The organism is Inquilinus limosus (assembly GCF_051487185.1).
GTDB classification, from domain to species: Bacteria; Pseudomonadota; Alphaproteobacteria; order DSM-16000; family Inquilinaceae; genus Inquilinus; species Inquilinus limosus_F.
On the sequence record NZ_JAHVDK010000022.1, the window covers coordinates 14,768 to 34,079 of the forward strand.

Sequence of the window (19,312 nt, forward strand, 5' to 3'; positions counted from 1 at the left end):
AACGACCGACGGAGGCGCGGCATGCGCATCGAGGACATCCGCTGCTGGGTGGTCGAGACCGAGCACCCGGCGCATCCCTATCGCTGGCGCAAGGGGCTTGCCGGATCCGGCGACGGCACCCCGGCGGACCGGAAGCCGCTGAAGGCCGTGATCCGCATGGACACCGATGCCGGCATCACCGGCGCGATCGAGGTGGCGAACGCCTGGGGTGCGATGAGCCTCGTCGATCGGCGGCTGAAGCGCCTCGTGGGCGAGAACCCGCTCCTGACCGAACGGCTCTGGACGCTGATCTGGGAGATCGACCGGATCGAGGAGATCCCGATGCCGCATCTCGGCATCGTCGACCTGCTCGCCTGGGACATCAAGGCGAAGGCCGCCGGACTGCCGCTGCATCAGCTGCTCGGCGGCCATGACCGCCGGGTGCCGGCCTATGCATCCACGGTCACCTGGGATTCGATGGGCGAGTACGAGCGGCACATCAAGGAGTGCATCGATGCGGGCTTCACCGCCTTCAAGCTGCACGCCTGGGGGGACGCGAAGGAGGATGCGGCGCTGTCCCGCAACCTCCGGCGCTGGGCCGGGCCCGACGCGGATCTGATGTTCGACGGCTCGGCCGGCTGGGACTACGTCACCGCCCTGCAGTTCGGCCGGGTGCTCGAGGCGGAAGGATTCCTCTGGTACGAGGAGCCGATGAGGGAGTTCGAGCTGGGCTCGTACCGCAAACTGTGCGATGCGCTCGACATTCCGGTCCTGGCGGCGGAGACCTCGGATGGCTGCCATTGGAACATGGCCAGCTGGATCCAGGCCGGCGCGCTCGACATGGCGCGGACCAGCACCTTCTACAAGGGCGGCCTGACTGGGGCGATCAAGATCGCGCATCTGGCGGAGGCCCATGGCATGCGGGCCCAGGTGCACGGGATGGGCCTTGCCAACGCCCAGCTCTGCGCCGCCATCCGCAACAACGACTATTACGAGCAGCTGGTGATCTCGAGCGAGCAGATCGCGGGCCTGGGCAGCATTGGGCCCTTGTCGATCGAGGGCGGCGTGCTCACGGTCTCCGACTCCCCGGGGATCGGCTTCGACTTCGACTGGGAGCGGATCGAGGCCACCGCCGTGGCGCGGGCATGACGGCGCTGGGCCTGCACACCACGCCGGCGACGCCCCGCCGGCTCGGCCAGTTCGGCCGCCTGTCGGAGAGCCGGCGCTGGGCCTATTACCTGCTGCTTCCCAGCCTGGTGCTGATCCTGGCGGTCGTGCTGTACCCGACACTATGGGGGATGGTGCTCAGCGTCCGCGAGATGAGGCTCAACCGGGTCGACCTCGGAACCGGCTTCGTCGGCCTCAAGCATTATCTCGCCCTGGCCGCCGATCCGGTCTTCTGGCTGTCGCTGAAGAACACCGTCATCTGGGTCGCGGGGGCGGCGGCCGGCGAGCTTCTGCTCGGGCTTCTGACGGCGCTCGTGCTCAACGCCAGCTTGCCGGGGTTCCGGGTGCTCGGGATCATGGTGCTGCTGCCCTGGTTCCTGCCGAATGTCGTCGCCGGCCATATGTGGGCGCTGATGCTGGATCCGCGCCTCGGCGTGCTCAACGACATCCTGGTGCGCATCGGAATCCTCGGCAGCTACAAGGCGTGGTTCGCGGACCCGGACACGGCGATGTTCGCCGCCATGGTGGTGGAGGTCTGGCACGGCTTCCCCTTCTTCGCGCTGCTGCTGCTCGCGGCCCTGAAGGGAATCCCCGGCGACCTCTATGAGGCGGCGGCGACCGATGGCGCCGGGCTGTGGCGCCAGTTCGTCCATGTGACCCTGCCGCAGCTCCGGGTCGTGATCGTGGCGACCGTCGTGCTGCGTGTCATCAGCCTGGTGAACTCGCCCGATATCCTGCTGATCCTGACCGGCGGCGGGCCGGGCCGCTCGACCCAGGTGCTGTCGCTCTATGCCTTCCTGAAGGCGAACAAGGAGTTCAACTTCGGCTACGCCAGCGCGCTGTCCGTGGTCATGTTCCTGCTGCTGATGGTGTTCAGCTACGCCTATGTGAAGCTCTCCAACGCGATGAGGGACTGATGCTTCGCAGCCGCTCCGCCCGGCGCCGCCTCCATGTCCTGCTCTGCTATGCCGCCGCCTTGTCGATCGTGGCCTTCGCGATGTTCCCGGTGCTCTGGGCGTTGCTGACCTCCCTCAAGCCGGAGGCGGACATCGTCACCGCGACGATCCAGTACATCCCGGACAGGGTGACATTCGAGAACTACGTCGCGATATGGACACGGTCCAACTTCCCGACCCTGGTCACCAACAGTGCCGTCGTGACGCTGACGACCGTGGTGATCTGCGTCGTGATCGGAACGCTCGCCTCCTATGCCGTCGCCCGCTATCGCTTCCGCGGCCGGCGCGAGCTGATGCTGTTCTACCTGGTGGTGCGGATGTTTCCGGCGGTCATGATCATCGTGCCGCTGTTCATCCTGATGCGGAGCGTCGGCCTGCTCGACAGCCGGTTCGGGCTGGCCCTCGCCTACACCACCTTCCTGCTGCCGGTCTTCATCTGGATGATGAAGGGATTCTTCGATGCGGTCCCATCGGAGCTGGAGGAGGCGGCCCGGATCGACGGCGCCTCGCGCATCGGCGCGATGCTGCGCATCGTCCTGCCGCTCGTGATAGGCGGGCTCGTCGCCACTGCGGTCTTCGTGGCGATCGGGGCCTGGAACGAGTTCCTGTTCGCACTGATGCTGACGACCAGCACTGGTTCGCGAACTTGGCCTGTCGGGCTGCAACTCATGGTCGGGGAATTCCAGCTGCCCTGGGGCGCGCTCTCGGCCGGGGGCATCATCAGCATCGTGCCGGTCGTCGTGCTGTTCGCGATCGTCCAGCGAGCCATGGTCAGGGGCCTGACCGCCGGGGCAGTGAAGGGCTGAGCGCATGACCTCCGGAACGCTGGGCGATGCGCTCGCCGGACCGTCACGGCCGCAGGCGCAAGCGCATGACGATGTCCTGATCATGGTTGCCGAAGCCCCGGCCGAAGATGTTGAGGCCACCCGGGTGCTCGGCGTTATCCTCGATGCCGATCCGGAGGCGGATCGCGTGATGGTCGTTGAGACGGAGCTGATCCAGCGTCACGGCGGAGGCGCGGCTGCCGTCGACGAAGGCCCCTTCGTCGGTGACCCGCCAAGTGACGAGCTTGCCGTATTGCGAGCCGGCGAGCTTCCACCATCGCGGCGTGTAGCGGCCGCGGATGTCGCCGTAGTCGCCCGGCGACGTCCAGGTCGCAACGGCGACATGGTTGATCCACAGCGTGATGTCCGACGGCCAGTCGCTGTTGGTGCCGGGCACTTCCGACGACAGCTCCATGGTGACCTCGAGCTGTTCGATCGCCTTCCCCACCACCTTGGCGTTGTTGGGGAACTTGTATTCGACGAAGCCGCGGCCGAACCAGATCAGGGACGCCTTCATCCGGTTCGGGTCCAGGAAATGGTCGGGGACGTCGAGAAGGCCGAGCACGCCTTCGGTCGAGCACAGCCCGCAGGGGGCGCTGACCTCGCAGGTGGTGTAGAGGCCGATCGGCATCGCGACCTCGATGATCCGGTCGTCCTGCAGGGCATCCGGATCGTCGAGCCGGACCGTGATCTCGTCATAGAGGGCCGAGCAGACCTTCTGCTGTCCCTTGCTGGCCTTCACGGCCTCGGTGCGGATCAGCTCGGCCCGCTCCAGCTTCTGCACATTGATGGCGACGGTGGACTGCGGCAGCTCCAGCTCGCTGCTGATCTGGTTGACGTTCAACGGCCCGCGTTGCCGGAGAAGCCGGAGCATGGCCAGCCTGACGGGGGAGGCGAGCGCGTCCAGCGCCTCGCTGCCTTCGCCCGCCATCAACGTCAGCAACCGGCGCTGTGGGACATCCATTGCACGATTATCCTTCAGACCAGCGATCTCACGTTTGTGTATCATTGATCTTGATACATATCAAAATCATTGACGCATAGTTCGAATGAGGTTTCACTCCTGTCGAGCCGGCTTCAGAACCGGTCGGATAGGGGAGGAACCCATGCGTGCCATGAAATTGCTCATGCTCGCCTTTGCGGGCCTCGTCACAAGCACGGCCGCGTCGTTCGCCCAAGGCACGGTCTCGGACCTGCCGCGCCGGGAGACGCTGATCCTTGAAACCCCCGAAGGGACGATCAAGAATCCCGGCTGGTTCAACATCTGGGCCATCAACGCCGGCGGACAGTCCACCGGCCTGCATCAATTGGCGCTCGACACGCTCTGGTACATCGATCCGGAGCGGGGACTCGACGGCTCCTGGCAGAATTCCCTGGCCGCCGAGAAGCCGATCTACAATGCCGATTTCACGGAAATGACCGTGAAGCTGCGGCCGGGAATTTACTGGAGCGACGGCGTCGAGTTCACGGCCGACGATCTCGTCTACACCGTCGAGACGCAGATCAAGACCCCGGGCATGCGCTGGAGCGCGCTGCTCTCGCTCAATGTCGACAGCGTCAAGGCGGTCGATCCGCAGACCGTCGTCTTCAAGCTGAAGAAGCCGAACTCCCGCTTCCATGCGCTGTTCACGGTGCGCTTCAACGCCATCTGGATGATGCCGAAGCACGTCTTCGAGAAGGCGTCCGACCCGCTGCGGTTCGACTTCAACAAGCCGGTCTCGCTCGGGGCCTACACGCTCAACAGCTACGATCCAGACGGCAAGTGGTACGTCTGGCAGCGACGCGACGACTGGCAGCGCACGACGCTCGGCCGCTACGGCCAGCCCGGCCCGAAATACGTCGCCTATGTCGACGCCGGTCCGCCGGACAAGCGCGTGATCGCGCAGCTCAATCACGATCTCGACGTCATCCACGACGTCGCGCCCGAGGGCATGTTCACCCTGGCCAAGCAGTCGAAGTCGCTGAAGACCTGGTTCAAGGGCTTCCCCTACGGCCACCCCGATCCGACCCTGCCGTCGGTGATCTTCAACCTGCAGAATCCGGCCTTTCAGAACCGCGACGTGCGCTGGGCGCTGGCCCTGCTGATCGACATCCGCGCCGTCGCGATGGCGTCCTACCGGGGCGCCGCGACGATCTCCGCCATCGCCGTCCCGCCGACCGGCACCCATCCGGACGACTATCACAAGCCTTTGCAGGACTGGCTGGCCGGCTTCGAGCTCGACACCGGCAAGGAGAAGATCAAGCCCTATGATCCCACGGTCGGGCAGCAGATCGCGACGATGCTGCGGCCGTCGATGGGGGACCAGATCCCGACCGATCCGGCGGAGATCGCGCGCTCCTTCGGCTATGGCTGGTGGAAGACCAATCCCACGGCCGCCGCGGAACTGCTCGAGCGCGCCGGCTATTCCAAGCGCGGCAACGCCTGGTACACGCCGGACGGCAAGCCCTTTTCGATCAAGATCATGGTCGAGGGCGAGACCCGGCCGGTGATGACGCGGGCCGGCACGATGATCGCCCAGCAGTGGCGCCAGTTCGGCATCGACGCGAAGATCGACGTCGCCCAGGGCACCAACATGCTGGACCGCCGCGGCGCCGGCGATTTCGACACCTTCATCGGCTGGAGCGTCGAGACCTATGGCGGCCATCCCGACCTCGCCTTCTTCCTCGACAGCTGGCACTCCCAGTTCGTGGCGCCGCCGGGCAAGACCCAGTCGCCGCGCAACTGGCAGCGCCTGTCGAGCCCGGAGCTCGACAAGCTGATCGAGCAGATCCGCACCGTGTCCTTCGAGGATCCGCGGACCGTCGAGTTCGGGCGCGACTACGCCAAGTTCATGGTCCGCGAAATGCCGGTCATCCCGCTGATGGCCTACAACGTCTTCACGGCCATGGACGAGACCTACTGGACCGGCTACCCGACGGCCGCCGATCCCTACACCAATCCGGTGCCGAACTGGGGCAATTCGCGCCTGATGATGGTGCGGCTGAAGCCAGCCCAGCCCTGAACCCTGCGACAAGCCGAGCGGCGCCCGCCCGGCGGGCGCCGCCGGCAATCCGAGGGCCGGAGAATGAAGCCCTTTCTCGCCTATCTCGCCAGAAGGCTGGTGCAGTTCGCGGTCGTCGTCTTCATCGGCGTGAACATCACCTATGTCATCACCCATTCGACGCCGATCGACCCGGTCGAGCAGAGCGTGTCCGCGGCGACCTCCTTCGGCGTCACCAGCCCCGAGGCGATCGAGATGATGCGGGCTTCGCTGCGCGAGCTCTACGGTCTCGAAGGATCGCCGGTCGAGCAGTATCTGTCCTTCTGGCGGCGGGTCTTCGCCGGCGATTTCGGCCCGTCCCTGTCCGCGTTCCCGACCCCGGTGTCCACCCTGATCTGGCGGGCCATGCCATGGACGGTCGGGCTCCTCCTCGTCTCCACAGTCATGACCTGGATCATCGGCAACCTGATCGGCGGCCTCGCCGGCTACTATCGGCGGAACCGCCTGCTGAAGCTGGTCGGGATCGTCTCGATGGGCGTCCATCCGATCCCGTACTACATCGTCGCCTTCGTGCTCCTGATCGTGTTCGGCTTCCTCTGGCCGGTGCTGCCGATCAGCGGCGGCGCCAGCATGAACGCCAATCGCGAGGACACCTTCGGCTTCGCCCTGGATGTGCTGGTCCATTCGGTGCTGCCCGCCCTGTCGCTGATGGCGGTCGGCATCGGCGGCTGGTTCATGGGCATGCGTGCCCTGGTGTCGAACATCGTGACCGAGGACTATGTCGGCTATGCCGAGCTGGCCGGCGTCGGCCGGCGCCGGATTCTCGGCGCCTATGTGATGGGGAACGCGCTGGGGCCTCAGGTCACCGGCCTCGCGCTGCAGCTCGGCGCGATCTTCAACGGCGCGATCATCACCGAGCAGGTGTTCGGCTATCCGGGCCTCGGCTCGCTGTTGATCAGCGGCGTCCACGCCGGCGACTACAGCCTCGTGCTCGGCATCACTTCGGTGTCGATCATCGCGGTCTCGGTCGCGGCCCTGCTGATCGATCTCCTGTTCCCGCTGATCGATCCGCGCGTGGAGACCCGCTGATGCAGTTCCTTGCGATCCTGCGGGACCTCGTCCGCTACAACATCGAGTTCACCGCGGGCCTCGTCCTGGTCGGGCTCGTGGTCGTGATGGCGCTGCTGTCCTTCGCATCGCCGTATCCGCCGCTCGACGTCTATGTGGTGGCGCCGGACGTGCCCCCCTCGTCGGATTACCTCTTCGGGACGACCTCGCGCGGCCAGGACGTTTTCTGGCAGCTCACCCTCGCGATCCGCAACACGTTGACCTTCGGCATTGTGGTCGCGGCGCTGAGCCGGATCATCGCGCTCGTGGTCGGGCTCATCGCCGGCTACAAGGGCGGGTGGGTCGATCGGGTGCTGATGTCGATCAACGACACCTTCGTCGTCGTCCCGCTCTTCCCGATCCTCGTCCTGTTCTACTTCATCATGCGCGACGCGATGAGCTGGGCCATGCTCGCGCTGATCACCGCCGCCCTGGGCTGGGCCTATGATGCGCGGCTGATCCGCGCCATGGCGATGAGCCTTCGGACCCGCGAATTCACCCACCAGGCCTATTTCTCGGGCGCGAGCACCGGCCGGATCCTGGTGCAGGAACACCTGCCCTTCGTCCTGCCGATCGTGTTCTCGACGACGATGAACAACATCAACTGGTCGATCGGCATCGAGGTGACGCTGTCGGTGCTCGGCTTCACCGACATCAACACGCCGACCGTGGGCGGCATGATCTATTGGGCCAACCAGCACACGGCGCTCGTCGCCGGCGTGTGGTGGTGGATCGCCTTTCCGGTGGCCCTGGTGGTCATGCTCTTCATCGGGCTGTTCCTGCTTGCGATCTCGATGAACGAATACATCGACCCGCGCAGCCGGCTGGCACGCATGGGGGGCGGCGCATGAGGTCGCCCGCCGCCGCCCCGCTGCTCGAGGTCACTGGCCTCAAGGCCTATTACCAGATGCGGTTCTTCGGCGTGACTCGGGAGGTCCGCGCCGTCGACGACGTCAGCTTCACCATCCGCCGCAACGAGATCTACGGCCTGGCCGGGGAATCCAGCTCCGGCAAGACCACGCTGATCAAGACCATCGCCCGCGCCATCCGGCCGCCGCTCAACGTCGTCGGCGGCACCGTGACCTTCGCGTTCGCGGATGGCCGCCGGGATGTCTACGCGATGTCCCCGGCCCAGATCGCCGACATCCGCTGGAGCCGCCTGTCCTACGTGCCGCAGGGCTCGATGAACGTGCTCAATCCGGTGCGACGCATCCGGAACACCTTCGTCGACTTCGCCGCGCGGCATCTTGGCGGCAGCCGGCAGGACTTCATGGCGACCATCGCCGGCCACCTCCGGCGCCTCTCGCTCGACCCGCGGGTGCTCGACGCCTATCCGCACGAGCTGTCCGGCGGCATGCGCCAGCGCCTGACCATCGCCCTGGCGACCATCTGCCGGCCGGAATTCATCATCGCCGACGAGCCGACGACCGCCCTCGACGTCGTCGTCCAGAAGGACGTGCTGGCCATGCTGCGCGAGGTGCAGCAGGAGATGGGCTCGTCCATCCTGTTCGTCACCCACGACATGGCGGTCCACGCCAACCTCGCCGACCGGCTCGGCATCATGTATGCCGGCCGGCTGGTGGAGGAGGGACCGACCGCCGAGATCTTCCAGCGCCCGCTCCACCCCTATACCGCGCATCTGATCTCGAGCCTGCCCCGGCTCGGCGACGACGTCAGGAAGACCGGGATTCCGGGCGCCCCGCCGAATCTCGCCGACCCGCCGGCCGGCTGCCGCTTCCATCCCCGCTGTCCCCTGGCGGTGGAGCGCTGCCACGTCGCGGTGCCGCCGCTCGAGGAGCTCGAGCCGGGTCATCGGGTCGCCTGCCACGTCGCCAGGGCCCGGGCGAGGGGGGTGGCTCTGCCATGAGCACGCTGCTCGAGGTCCGGCAGGCGAGCAAGACCTTCAGGTCCGGCGGCCTGTTCGGGCGCCATGTCGTGCAGGCCGTCGACGGTGTCGACTTCTCGCTGGCGAGCGAGCGGCCGGAGGTCTTCACCATCATTGGGGAATCCGGCTCGGGCAAGTCGACGCTGGCCCGCATGATCCTGAACAGCACGGCGCCGAGCGGCGGCTCGATCCTGTTCCGCGGCCGCGATCTCGCGACGATCCGCAGCCGCCGCGACCGGCTCGCCTTCATGGCCGAGGTGCAGCCGGTGTTCCAGAACCCTTTCGAGGCGTTCAACCCGCTGAAGCGGCTCGACCGCTACCTCTTCATGGGGGCGCGCCGGTTCTGCGGCGCCGGGACGCGCGACGAGGTCGAGGCCCGGGCGGACGCCGCGCTGCGCAAGGTCGGCCTGTCGCTCGCCGAGGTCCGCGGCCGCTTTCCCCATGAGATGTCCGGCGGCCAGCTGCAGCGCGTCGCCATCGCCCGCGCCCTGGTGCCCGAGCCGGCGCTGATCGTCGCGGACGAGCCGGTCTCGATGATCGACGCGTCGCTGCGCATGACGATCGTCAACATGTTCGCGACGCTGCGCGACGAATTCGGCGTGTCGATCGTCTACATCACCCACGACCTCGCCACCGCCTACTACATCAGTGACCGGCTGATCATCATGGAGAAGGGCAGGGTGGTGGAGGGCGGACCGGCCCGGGCCGTGCTCGCCGCCCCGAGCCACCCCTATTCCATCCGATTGCTGCAGGCGGTCCTGCCCGTCCGCAACGCTTGGCGGGAGGAACTCCCCGCCGAACCCAGGCCCCAGCCGGCGGCCTGACGATTTCATCCATCCGACTCTTCCCGGAGTGCTCCATGCAGACCGTCAGGGTTTCCATCGACCGCGCCTTTGCCATCGGCGAGACCGATCGCCGCTTGTTCGGCGCCTTCGTCGAGCATCTCGGACGCTGCGTCTATGGCGGTCTCTACGAGCCGGGACATCCGCGCGCCGACGCCCGCGGCTTCCGCACCGACGTGCTCGGGCTGGTGCGCGAGCTGGCGCCGACCATCATCCGGTATCCGGGCGGCAACTTCGTCTCGGGCTACAACTGGGAAGACGGCGTCGGGCCGGCCGAGAAGCGTCCGCGCCGGCTCGACCTCGCCTGGATGTCGACGGAGACCAACGCCTTCGGCGCCAACGAATTCATCGACTGGTGCCGGGCCGCCGAGCTCGAGCCGATGCTCGCGGTCAATCTCGGCACGCGCGACGGCGACGCCGCCCGCCGGTTCGTCGAATACTGCAACTTCCCCGGCGGGACGGAGCTCTCGGACCTGCGCCGCGCCCATGGCTGGCCGGAGCCGCACGGCGTCAAGTTCTGGTGTCTCGGCAACGAGATGGACGGGGCCTGGCAGATGGGGACCAAGACCGCGGAGGAGTACGGCCGCATCGCCACCGAGGCCGCCAAGCTCATGAAATGGGTCGATCCGACGATCGAGCTCGCCGCCTGCGGCTCGTCCGGCCGCACCATGCCGACCTTCGGCACCTGGGAGGATACGGTGCTCGAGCACAGCTTCGAGCATGTCGAGTTCATCTCGCTGCACACCTATCTCAACGACTATGCCGGCGACACGCCGGCCTTCCTCGCCAGCCCCGACCTGATGGACTCCTTCATCGACGAGGTCGTTGCCATCGTCGACGCGGTCGCGGCCCGGCGGCGCTCGTCCAAGCGCATCATGCTGAGCTTCGACGAATGGAACGTGTGGTACCGCACGCGCCGCAGAGGCGAAGGGCGGACCAAGCTCGGCTGGCCGGTGGCGCCCGAGATCCTCGAAGAGGTCTACAACATGAAGGATGCGCTGGCCTTCGGCGGGGCCTGCATCTCGCTGCTCAACCACGCCGACCGGGTGCGCTGCGCCTGCCTGGCGCAGCTGGTGAACGCCATCGCGCCGATCATGACGGAAACCGGCGGCCCGGCCTGGCGGCAGACGATCTTCCATCCCTTCGCCCATTTCAGCAATTTCGGCCGCGGCCGGGTGCTGCACGCGCAGGTGGCCTCGCCGACCTATGCCGCGACCTATCACGACCCTCGCGGCACCGCCGACCTGACCTTCCCGCTGCCGACCGTCCCCTATGTCAAGCTCGCCGCGGTCCATGACGAGGACGGCCGGGCCGTGACCTTGTTCGTTCTCAACCGCCACCTCGACCAGTCGGCTCCGATCGAGGTCGACGCGCGCGGCTTCGGCGCCCTGGAACTTAACGAGGCGCTGGAGATGCGCGACGACGATCTCTCAGCGACCAACACCAGGGAGACGCCGGATCGAGTTCAGCCTCGCACGTTGACCGGTGTGCGCGTCGAGGGTGGGCGGGTCTCGGCGACGCTCGGGCCTGCGTCCTGGAACGTGATCAGGCTGTCGGCCTCGGCGTGACCATATAGGCGAGGTGCTCGCGGATCGCGCGACCTCGTTGCGCGGTCGCTCGTCGCCGTCATTTGTATATTGCGGTTTGAGCGCCGACCTTAGACCGCGATCGCCAAGCTGTATGGGAATCGGTGGTATCCTGTCCGCGCAACCACCCTTTTTATAACTCGATCAACATCGATATCTGATCCAAAGCCCCGCCCAGAGCGGGGCATTCTTCGTTGTGTGGAGCGTTCAGAGGGAAGCCAAGCCTGTTCCGGGTGCCGAGGGCGGCGCGATACCTTCACAGAAAGCCGATCGAGATCCAGGGCACCGCCGCGACTACGATCAGGCCGACCGCCAGCACGACGAGATACCCGACGATCGGCCGCATGCCCTCGTCGGGATGGATCCGGCTGATCGCGCAGGCGGCGTAGTAGCCGACGCCGAAGGGCGGCGCGAACAGGCCGATCCCCATCGCCAGGATGACCACCATCGCGTAGTGCACCTCATGCACCCCGACCTCCCGCGCGATCGGGAACAGCAGCGGGCCGAACAGGACGATCGCCGGAATGCCCTCGAGCACGGAGCCGAGCACCACGAAGGCGATCACGGAGACGGCGAGGAAAGCGGGAATGCCACCCGGAAGCTCCCGCATCTGCGTGGCCAACTGGGTCGAGAAGCCGGACTGGGTCAGCGCCCAGGCCATGCCGGTTGCGGCGCCGATGATCAGCAGGATCGCGCCGGACAGCGAGGCGGTGTCGACCAGCATCGGATAAACCCGGCGCCAGTCGAAGCGGCGGTAGACCAGCAGGCCCGCGGCGATGGCGTAGACGATGCCGATGGTCGAGACCTCGGTCGCCGTGGCGACGCCCTCGACCACCGCCGCCCGGATGATGAAGGGCAGGGCGATGGCCGGTAGGGCGACGAGGAACGCCCTGCCGATCTCCCTTCCGCTCGCGCGCTGGACACTGGACAGATCCTCGCTCCGGTAGCGCCACCAGACCAGCCCGGCCAGCGCGAGGCCGAGCACCACCGCGGGCAGCAGCCCGCCGGTGAACAGCGCTGCGATCGAGACGCCGGTCACGGAGCCGATGGTGATGAGGACCAGCGACGGCGGGATGGTCTCCGTCTGGGCCCCCGTGGCCGACAGCAGCGCCACGAGGTCACCGGGCTTGGCGCCGCGCGCCTTCATCTCGGGGAGCAGGACCGGCGCCACGGCGGCCATGTCGGCGGCCTTCGACCCCGAGATGCCGGAGACGAGATACATGGCGCCGATCAGCACATAGGACAGGCCGCCGCGCACATGGCCGAGCAGGCTCGCCAGGAAGGCGACCATGGCCCGCGCCATGCCGGTCATCTCGATCAGGAGGCCGAGGAACACGAACAGCGGCACCGACAGCAGGATCAGATGGCTCATGCCCTCGTCCATCCGGCCGATGATAACCAGTGTCGGCGTCGAGGTGGTGAGCGCCAGATAGCCGAAGGTCGCGAGGCCGAAGGCGAAGGCGATCGGCACGCCGAGGAAGACCATGGCGCCGACCCCGCCGACGAAGAAGATCAGCAGGTTGGTGTTGCCGAGCGGCCGCAGCGACGGGCCGAGGAGGGCGGCGAGGCCGATGACAGTGGCCACCGCCAGCACGGCGGCCGCGGCATCGCGCCAGCCGGCGACCCGGATCAGCCGCACCAGCCCGACCAGGATCATCAGGCCCATCCCGACCGGCAGCGCCGCCGCGCGCCAGGAATTCGTGATCTCCAGCGCCGGCGTCGTCACCCAGACCTCGTCGGCGGCGAACTCATAGGCCGGCTCGATGACGAGGACCAGGAAGCCCAGGCCCGCGGCGATGGCGACCACGTCGAGGAAGGCCCGCGGCCGGGGAGCCAGGAAGCCGATGACGGCGGTCATCCGCATATGCTCGCCGCGGCGCAGGGCCACGACCGATCCCAGCATGGCCAGCCAGAGGAACAGGATCGAGGCCAGCTCGTCGGACCAGATCAGCGGCTCGTGCAGCAGATAGCGGCAGACCACGCCGGCCAGCAGCACGCCGACCTCCGCCAGGACCAGAAGCGCGACAGGGGCTTCGACGAGAGCACCGACCACGGTATCCAGCCCGGCAATCCAGCCCGGCGTCCGCTGGCGCGGCACGGCCGGAGCGGACTCGGCGGGTGCGGTCATGTCGTTCATATGCGTCGCCATGGCGGTCGGATCCGTCTAGAGGGAACGGAGGGGCCCGCCATCGGCCGCGGCGGCCGATGGGCGGTGCGCGGGGCGTCGTGCCCGGCGGTGCCGGAGGATCAGCCGAGGGGGCCGGCGACCTGTTCGAGCAGGCCCCAGGCCTCGGGGCCGTACTTCTCCTTCCACTCGGCATAGAAGGACGTGCCGGCCAGGGCCGTGCGGAAGGCCTCCCGGTCGACATCGATGAAGGACAAGCCCTTGGCCGTGAGTTCCTGCTGCAGGCTCTGGCTGAGCCTGGCGATATCGGCGCGCTGGTCCAGCGCCGAGCGGTCGAGCTCGCTCGTCACGATCGCCTGGAGATCCTCGGGCAGCCGGGCGAAGGCACGCTTGTTGCCGAGCACCCAGTAGCCGTCCCAGACATGGCCGGTCAGGCTGCAGGACCGCTGCACTTCGTAGAGCCGCGTGGTCGCGATGATCGCGAGCGGGTTCTCCTGCCCCTCGACGACCTTGGTCTGCAGCGACGAGTACAGCTCGTTGAAGTTGATCGGGGCGGGCGCGGCCCCGATCGCCTTGAACAGCGAGGTCAGGGCCGGGGCCGGCGGGACCCGCATCTTGAAGCCCTGGAGGTCGGCGGGCCCGCGGATCTCGCGGGTGGACGAGGTGACGTGCCGGAAGCCGTTGTCCCAGATCTTCGATGCCGCGAAGATCGGCGTCTTGGCGATCGCCGTGCGGATATGGGCGCCGAGGTCGCCGTCCATCGCCTTCCAGACCGTGTCGTAGTCCTTGAAGGCGAAGGCCAGGCTGGTCATGCCAGAGAGGGGCACCAGCGTCGCCAGGATCAGCGACGACAGGTTGAAGAACTCGACGCTGCCGTTGCGCACCTGGGTGAGGAGATCGGTGTCGGAGCCGAGCTGGTTGGCTGGGAACAGCTTGATGTCCAGGCGGCCCGAGGTCGCCTCGCGGATCCGGCTCAGTGCCTCCTGGGCGCGGATGTTCACCGGATGGGTGGGGTCCTGCCCGGTCGCGTATTTGAGCTCGAACTCCGCCGCGTCGCCCGGCTGCGTCAGAACGGTGACGAGCGGCAGCGAGGCGATGCCTGCGAGCACGGCGCGGCGGCTGGGGCGAAGGCTGTCTTGGGTCATGGTATCCTCTCCTGGATGGATGTCTGGCGCCCTGATCTTCGTCAGGTTGGTTTCGGGCCGCGGCTCAGCCGCCGTTCAGCGCGCGATAGGCCCGGATCACCTGGCTGTCGTCGGCCCGCCCGTCGCCACGGCCGGATGTCGACAGGAACAGCTGGTGCGACAGGGCGGCGAGCGGCAGGGCGGCGCCGGTCTCCCGTCCCGCCTCGAGCACGATGCCGAGGTCCTTGACGAAGATGTCGACGGCGCTGGAGACCGCGGGATCGTCCTGGATCATGCGCGGCCCGCGATCCCGCAGCATCCAGCTCGACGCCGAGGTGCCCGAGAGGATCTCGATCAGCGTCCCGGCGTCGACGCCGACCTTCCCGGCCAGCGCGACGGCTTCGGCCGCGGCCGCGATGTGCACGCCGCACAGCAGCTGGTTTACGGTCTTCACCATCGCCGCCTGGCCGGGCCGTTCGCCGACATGGAAGATCCGGTCGCCGAGCGCCGCGAGGACTGGGCGCACCGCTTCGAAAACCGCCGCCGGCGCCGCCGCCATGACGGTCAGCGTCCCCGCCGTGGCCCCGGCGGTGCCGCCGGAGACCGGCGCGTCGACGAAGCGGCGCCCGGCCGCGGTCACCCGCGCCGCGATCGCCTCGACCGCCCGCGGGGGGCAGGTCGCCATCAGGCAGACCAACGCCCCGGCAGGCATCGCGGCGAGGGCGCCTTCGCTGAAGAGCACCGCTTCCGCCTGCCTGGCGTCGACCACCATCAGCACGACCATATCTGCGTCCGCGCAGGCCTCGGCGGCGGAGGCGGCGGCGAGGCCGCCGGCATCCCGCAGCTCGGCCAGGGCGCGCGGGTCAAGATCGAACCCGCGCACCGGGAAGCCGCGCTTTAGCAGATTCCGGGCCATCGGCCCGCCCATCGCGCCCAGCCCGATGAAGGCGATTCTCTTCATTCGCCTTTCCCCGCTACAGCCAGGACCTGACCGCCGCGCGGATGGCGCTCGCGGACAGGCCGTAGCGGTCGTGCAGCGTCGGCAGCGCGCCGGCGTCGAGGAACTCATCGGGCAACGCGATCTGGCGGAAGGCGGGGGGGCGGATGTCCGAGCGCATCAGGAGACCCGCGACCGCCTCGCCCAGGCCGCCCATCACCGTATGGTTCTCGGCCACGATCACCATCCGCCCCGTGCGCGCCGCCTCGCGCCGGATCGCGGCCTCGTCGAGCGGCTTGACCGTCGGCACGTGCAGGACGCCGACCTCGACGCGATCCTCGCGCAGGGCCTCCGCGGCCTCCAGGGCACGCATCGTCATGAAGCCGGAGGAGATGATCAGCGCGTCGGCGCCGTCGCGCAGCAGCGCCGCCTTGCCGAGCTCGAAGCGGTAGCCGTACTCGTCGAGCACGAGGGGCACGTTGCCGCGCAGCAGGCGCATATAGACCGGCCCCCGATGGTCCGCGAGCGCCGGCACGATCTGCTCGATCTCATGCGCGTCGCAGGGGTCGATGATCGTCAGGTTCGGCATGCCGCGAAAGATCGCGATGTCCTCGGTCGCCTGGTGGCTCGGCCCGTAGCCGGTCGTCAGGCCGGGCAGGGCGCAGACGATCCTGACGTTCAGCTTCTCCTCGGCGATCGCCATGCAGATGAAGTCGTAGGCCCGCCGCGAGGCGAAGACGGCATAGGTTGAGGCCCAGGGCATGAAACCCTCGCGCGCCAGGCCGGCGGAGGCGGCCATCAGCAGCTGCTCGGCCATGCCCATCTGGTAGAAGCGGTCCGGGTGCTTCTGCGCGAAGATGTGCATGTCGGTGTATTTGCCGAGATCGGCGGTCAGCCCGACGATCTCCGGCCGGGTCTCGGCCAGCGCCGCCAGGGCGTGGCCGAACGGCGCCGGCCGCGTGCGCTGGTCGGGGCCGGCGAGGGAGGCGATCATCGCCGATGTGGTCAGGCGCGGCCTGTCGCCTGCCGGGCCGCCGTCGAGATGGGCCGGCCGGACGTATTTCGAGCGCCTCATGACGTCATCCCCGCATCGATGATCCGGATCGCCTGCTGCCATTCGTCCTTGTCGACGCGCAGGAAGTGGTTTCTGTCCCTTGCCTCCAGGAATGGCACGCCCTTGGCCATCCGGGTGTCGCAGATGACGAGCCGCGGCTGCCGGCCCGGATGGGCGCGGGCGGCGTCGAAGGCGCGGACCAGGGCGCCGATGTCGTTGCCGTCCACCCGCTGCACAAACCAGCCGAAGGCCTCGAATTTCGGGGCCAGCGGCTCGAAGTTGAGGACGCCGGTCGACGGCCCGTCGGCCTGCATGTTGTTGACGTCGACGATCCCGATCAGGTTGTCGAGGCCGAAGCTGCCCGCCGACATCGCGGCCTCCCAGGTCGCGCCCTCGTCGAGCTCGCCGTCCGAGAACAGCGTGTAGACGAAGGATCGCGAGGCCTTGCGCTTGAGGCCGAGGCAGAAGCCCACGGCAATTGCGAGCCCGTGGCCGAGGGAGCCGCCGGTGATCTCCATGCCCGGCGTGTAGGCGGCCATGCCCGACATCGGCAGGCGGCTGTCGTCGCTGCCGTAGGTCTCGATCTCGTCCTCGGGAATGATCCCGGCTTCGACCAGGGCGGCGTAAAGGGCGATGGCGTAGTGGCCGATCGACAGCAGGAAGCGGTCGCGGCCGTCCCATTCGGGCTCTTCGGGCCGATAGGTCAGGGCGTGGAAATAGGAGACGGCCAGCACGTCGGCGATGCCGAGCGCCTGGGCGATGTAGCCCTGGCCCTGCACCTCGCCCATGCGCAGGGCGTGCCGGCGGATGCGCCGCGCCCGCTCGGCCAGGCTGACATTCGAGCCGCGATGCGGCGCCGCGTCGGGGCGCAATTCGTCAGCCATGGATCAGCATCCCGCCATTGACGTCGATCACCGCCCCGGTGACGTAGGCGGAAAGGTCGGAGGCGAGGAACAGGTAGGCGCCCGCGACGTCGCCCGCCTCGCCGAGCCGGTTCAGGGGAATGGTCTTCACGATCTCGGCGCGCATGGCGTCGGTCAGCTTGTCTCCGGTGATGTCGGTCTGGATCAGGCCCGGGGTGATGCAGTTGACGCGGATCCCGTCCGGCCCGAATTCGCGGGCCATCGCCTTGGCCAGACCCAGCACCCCGGCCTTGGCCGCGGAGTAGTGCGGCCCGCCGAAGATGCCGCCGCCGCGCTGGGCGGAGACCGAGGACATGCAGACGATCGAGCCACCGCCGCGCTCGCGCATATGCGGAATGAAGGCTTGGCTTAGATTCAGGACGCCGCGCAGGTTGACGTCGAGGATCCGGTCCCAGTCGCCGGGCGCGATCTCGAGGGTCCTGACCGGCTGGGTGATGCCGGCGTTGTTGCACAGGATGTCGACGCGGCCGAGGGCGGCGATCGCCTGCTCGGCGGCCGCGGCGCAGGCCACCGGGTCGGCGACGTCGCAGGAGAGGCCGAGATGGCCGTCGCCGAGGCTCGCGGCCGCACGGCGCGCGGCGTCGCCGTCGAGGTCGAGGATCGCCACGCGGGCTCCGTGCCGGGCAAACAGCCTGGCGGTCTCCAGTCCGATGCCGCGCGGACTGGCCGCACCGGAAATCACGGCCGTTTTGCCGGCGAGCAGCATGGCGTCCTCCCTTGGTCGCTCCTTAGCCCAGTCTTGGCCGCGGCCGGCGGTGCAGGACAAACGCGAACTTTACATCGATCGGTGAATCTGGTTCATCGAGCGGATGCTGAAGGATGTCTCCCTGGCCTCGGTCCGCGCCTTCGAGGCGGCGGCCCGCCATGGCTCGTTCCGGGCGGCGGCGCTGGAGCTGAACCTGTCGCCGAGCGCCGTCAGCCACGCCATCCTGAAGCTCGAGCAGGCCCTCGGCACGGCGCTGTTCGAGCGTGACGGGCGCCAGGTGCATCTGAGCCCCGACGGCGAGATGCTGATGCGGCATGTCGGCATCGCCTTCGACGAGCTGCGGCGGGGGATGGAGGCGGTCTCGAACCGGAAGACGAAGCTGCTCCGGCTGCATTCGGCGCCGAGCTTCGCCGCGCAATGGCTGTCGCCCCGGCTCTCGGGCTTCTTCGCGGCCCAGCCGGACATTGAGGTCCGCCTGGCCGCCAGCACCGAATATGCCCGGTTCAGCAATGACGATTTCGATGTCGATATCGTCTACGGCCCGCCGCGGGCCGAAGGCGTCGTGGTCGTGGCGCTCGGCGAGGAGCTGGTCACGCCCCTGTGCGCGCCGCAGCTCGCCGACGCGATCCGCACGCCCGCCGACCTCCTCGGGCAGGTGCTGATCCAAAGCGAGGTGAAGCGGGTGCGCTGGCCGGACTGGTTCGCGGCCAACGACATGACCATGCCGGCGCCGCACGGCATGCGCTTCGACCGCAGCTTCCTGGCGATCGCCGCGGCCGTGGACGGGCTCGGCATCGCCCTGGAATCCACCCGCCTGGCCGAGCGGGAGATCAAGCGCGGCCTGCTGGTCGCGCCCCTGGCCGGCGTCGCCCGGGACGTGACCTATATCGGACACCACCTGGTCTATCCGCGCGCCCTGCGGCAGCGATACACGGTGCGCGCCTTCGCCACCTGGCTGCTGACGCAGCTCGGCCTCGACCCGACCCTGCCGGCGTGACGGCGGACGGGACAGGTTCGCCGCTGTTCCGATGAATTGAATTCACCATTGATTGCATAAAATCCGTTTGTCCGGCCCGGCCGGTTGGGCAAGCCTCGACGCGGGATATCGGGCCGAGC

17 protein-coding genes are annotated in these 19,312 nt (G+C 68.1%); 10 read left to right on the top strand and 7 right to left on the bottom strand.

The window, feature by feature from the left end:
* Nucleotides 1–21: 21 nt before the first annotated feature.
* From KXR53_RS23275 to KXR53_RS23285, 3 genes are read left to right on the top strand one after another with little or no spacing between them, the layout of a single operon-like run.
* Nucleotides 22–1,128, top strand: a complete 1,107-nt coding sequence (locus KXR53_RS23275; protein ID WP_437377664.1) for an enolase C-terminal domain-like protein — start codon at nucleotides 22–24, stop codon at nucleotides 1,126–1,128.
* Nucleotides 1,125–2,063, top strand: a complete 939-nt coding sequence (locus KXR53_RS23280) for a carbohydrate ABC transporter permease (RefSeq protein WP_437377665.1) — start codon at nucleotides 1,125–1,127, stop codon at nucleotides 2,061–2,063. The genes KXR53_RS23275 and KXR53_RS23280 overlap by 4 nt, the downstream gene beginning before the upstream one ends.
* Nucleotides 2,063–2,908: a carbohydrate ABC transporter permease gene (locus KXR53_RS23285; RefSeq protein ID WP_437377666.1), complete on the top strand. Its 846-nt coding sequence runs from the start codon at nucleotides 2,063–2,065 to the stop codon at nucleotides 2,906–2,908. Before KXR53_RS23280 ends, KXR53_RS23285 begins: the two co-directional genes overlap by 1 nt.
* A gap of 43 nt (nucleotides 2,909–2,951) precedes the next feature.
* Here the strand turns inward: KXR53_RS23285 and KXR53_RS23290 are convergent, their stop codons facing one another.
* Entirely contained in the window at nucleotides 2,952–3,890 is a 939-nt protein-coding gene (locus tag KXR53_RS23290) for an ArsR/SmtB family transcription factor (protein ID WP_437377667.1), read from the bottom strand.
* 163 nt (nucleotides 3,891–4,053) lie between these two features.
* On the opposite strand from KXR53_RS23290, the gene KXR53_RS23295 reads away from it, so the two are divergent.
* The 6 genes from KXR53_RS23295 (at nucleotide 4,054) to KXR53_RS23320 (ending at nucleotide 11,309) form a co-directional block, all read left to right on the top strand.
* On the top strand, nucleotides 4,054–5,928 hold the full coding sequence (locus KXR53_RS23295) for an ABC transporter substrate-binding protein (RefSeq protein WP_437377668.1): 1,875 nt from the start codon (nucleotides 4,054–4,056) through the stop codon (nucleotides 5,926–5,928).
* A gap of 63 nt (nucleotides 5,929–5,991) precedes the next feature.
* Nucleotides 5,992–6,996 carry an ABC transporter permease gene (locus KXR53_RS23300; RefSeq protein WP_437377669.1) on the top strand — a complete coding sequence of 335 codons (1,005 nt, stop codon included), beginning with the start codon at nucleotides 5,992–5,994 and terminating at the stop codon, nucleotides 6,994–6,996.
* The gene (locus tag KXR53_RS23305; RefSeq protein ID WP_437377670.1) at nucleotides 6,996–7,865 is read left to right on the top strand and encodes an ABC transporter permease; all 870 of its coding nucleotides are present in this window, start codon (nucleotides 6,996–6,998) and stop codon (nucleotides 7,863–7,865) included. The genes KXR53_RS23300 and KXR53_RS23305 overlap by 1 nt, the downstream gene beginning before the upstream one ends.
* Nucleotides 7,862–8,881: an ABC transporter ATP-binding protein gene (locus KXR53_RS23310; RefSeq protein WP_437377671.1), complete on the top strand. Its 1,020-nt coding sequence runs from the start codon at nucleotides 7,862–7,864 to the stop codon at nucleotides 8,879–8,881. The genes KXR53_RS23305 and KXR53_RS23310 overlap by 4 nt, the downstream gene beginning before the upstream one ends.
* Nucleotides 8,878–9,723 (top strand): ABC transporter ATP-binding protein, encoded by an 846-nt coding sequence (locus KXR53_RS23315; protein WP_437377672.1) that lies wholly within the window; start codon nucleotides 8,878–8,880, stop codon nucleotides 9,721–9,723. The genes KXR53_RS23310 and KXR53_RS23315 overlap by 4 nt, the downstream gene beginning before the upstream one ends.
* Nucleotides 9,724–9,758: 35 nt before the next feature.
* Nucleotides 9,759–11,309: an alpha-N-arabinofuranosidase gene (locus tag KXR53_RS23320; RefSeq protein WP_437377673.1), complete on the top strand. Its 1,551-nt coding sequence runs from the start codon at nucleotides 9,759–9,761 to the stop codon at nucleotides 11,307–11,309.
* A gap of 274 nt (nucleotides 11,310–11,583) precedes the next feature.
* Here the strand turns inward: KXR53_RS23320 and KXR53_RS23325 are convergent, their stop codons facing one another.
* From KXR53_RS23325 to KXR53_RS23350, 6 genes are all read right to left on the bottom strand, one after another.
* Nucleotides 11,584–13,476, bottom strand: a complete 1,893-nt coding sequence (locus KXR53_RS23325; protein ID WP_437377674.1) for a TRAP transporter large permease — start codon at nucleotides 13,474–13,476, stop codon at nucleotides 11,584–11,586.
* 98 nt (nucleotides 13,477–13,574) lie between these two features.
* Nucleotides 13,575–14,597, bottom strand: a complete 1,023-nt coding sequence (locus tag KXR53_RS23330) for a TRAP transporter substrate-binding protein (RefSeq protein WP_437377675.1) — start codon at nucleotides 14,595–14,597, stop codon at nucleotides 13,575–13,577.
* A 64-nt stretch (nucleotides 14,598–14,661) separates the two neighbouring features.
* Nucleotides 14,662–15,537 carry an NAD(P)-dependent oxidoreductase gene (locus KXR53_RS23335; protein ID WP_437377676.1) on the bottom strand — a complete coding sequence of 292 codons (876 nt, stop codon included), beginning with the start codon at nucleotides 15,535–15,537 and terminating at the stop codon, nucleotides 14,662–14,664.
* Nucleotides 15,538–15,550: 13 nt separating this feature from the next.
* Entirely contained in the window at nucleotides 15,551–16,588 is a 1,038-nt protein-coding gene (locus KXR53_RS23340) for a transketolase family protein (RefSeq protein ID WP_437377677.1), read from the bottom strand.
* Nucleotides 16,585–17,451, bottom strand: a complete 867-nt coding sequence (locus tag KXR53_RS23345; protein ID WP_437377678.1) for a transketolase — start codon at nucleotides 17,449–17,451, stop codon at nucleotides 16,585–16,587. Before KXR53_RS23345 ends, KXR53_RS23340 begins: the two co-directional genes overlap by 4 nt.
* Nucleotides 17,444–18,196 (bottom strand): SDR family NAD(P)-dependent oxidoreductase, encoded by a 753-nt coding sequence (locus KXR53_RS23350; RefSeq protein ID WP_437377679.1) that lies wholly within the window; start codon nucleotides 18,194–18,196, stop codon nucleotides 17,444–17,446. The genes KXR53_RS23345 and KXR53_RS23350 overlap by 8 nt, the downstream gene beginning before the upstream one ends.
* Before the next feature lie 103 nt (nucleotides 18,197–18,299).
* Between KXR53_RS23350 and KXR53_RS23355 the strand changes: the two genes are divergently transcribed.
* A complete protein-coding gene (locus KXR53_RS23355) occupies nucleotides 18,300–19,193 on the top strand; it encodes a LysR substrate-binding domain-containing protein (RefSeq protein ID WP_437377680.1) in 894 nt (297 codons plus the stop codon).
* Nucleotides 19,194–19,312 lie beyond the last annotated feature (119 nt).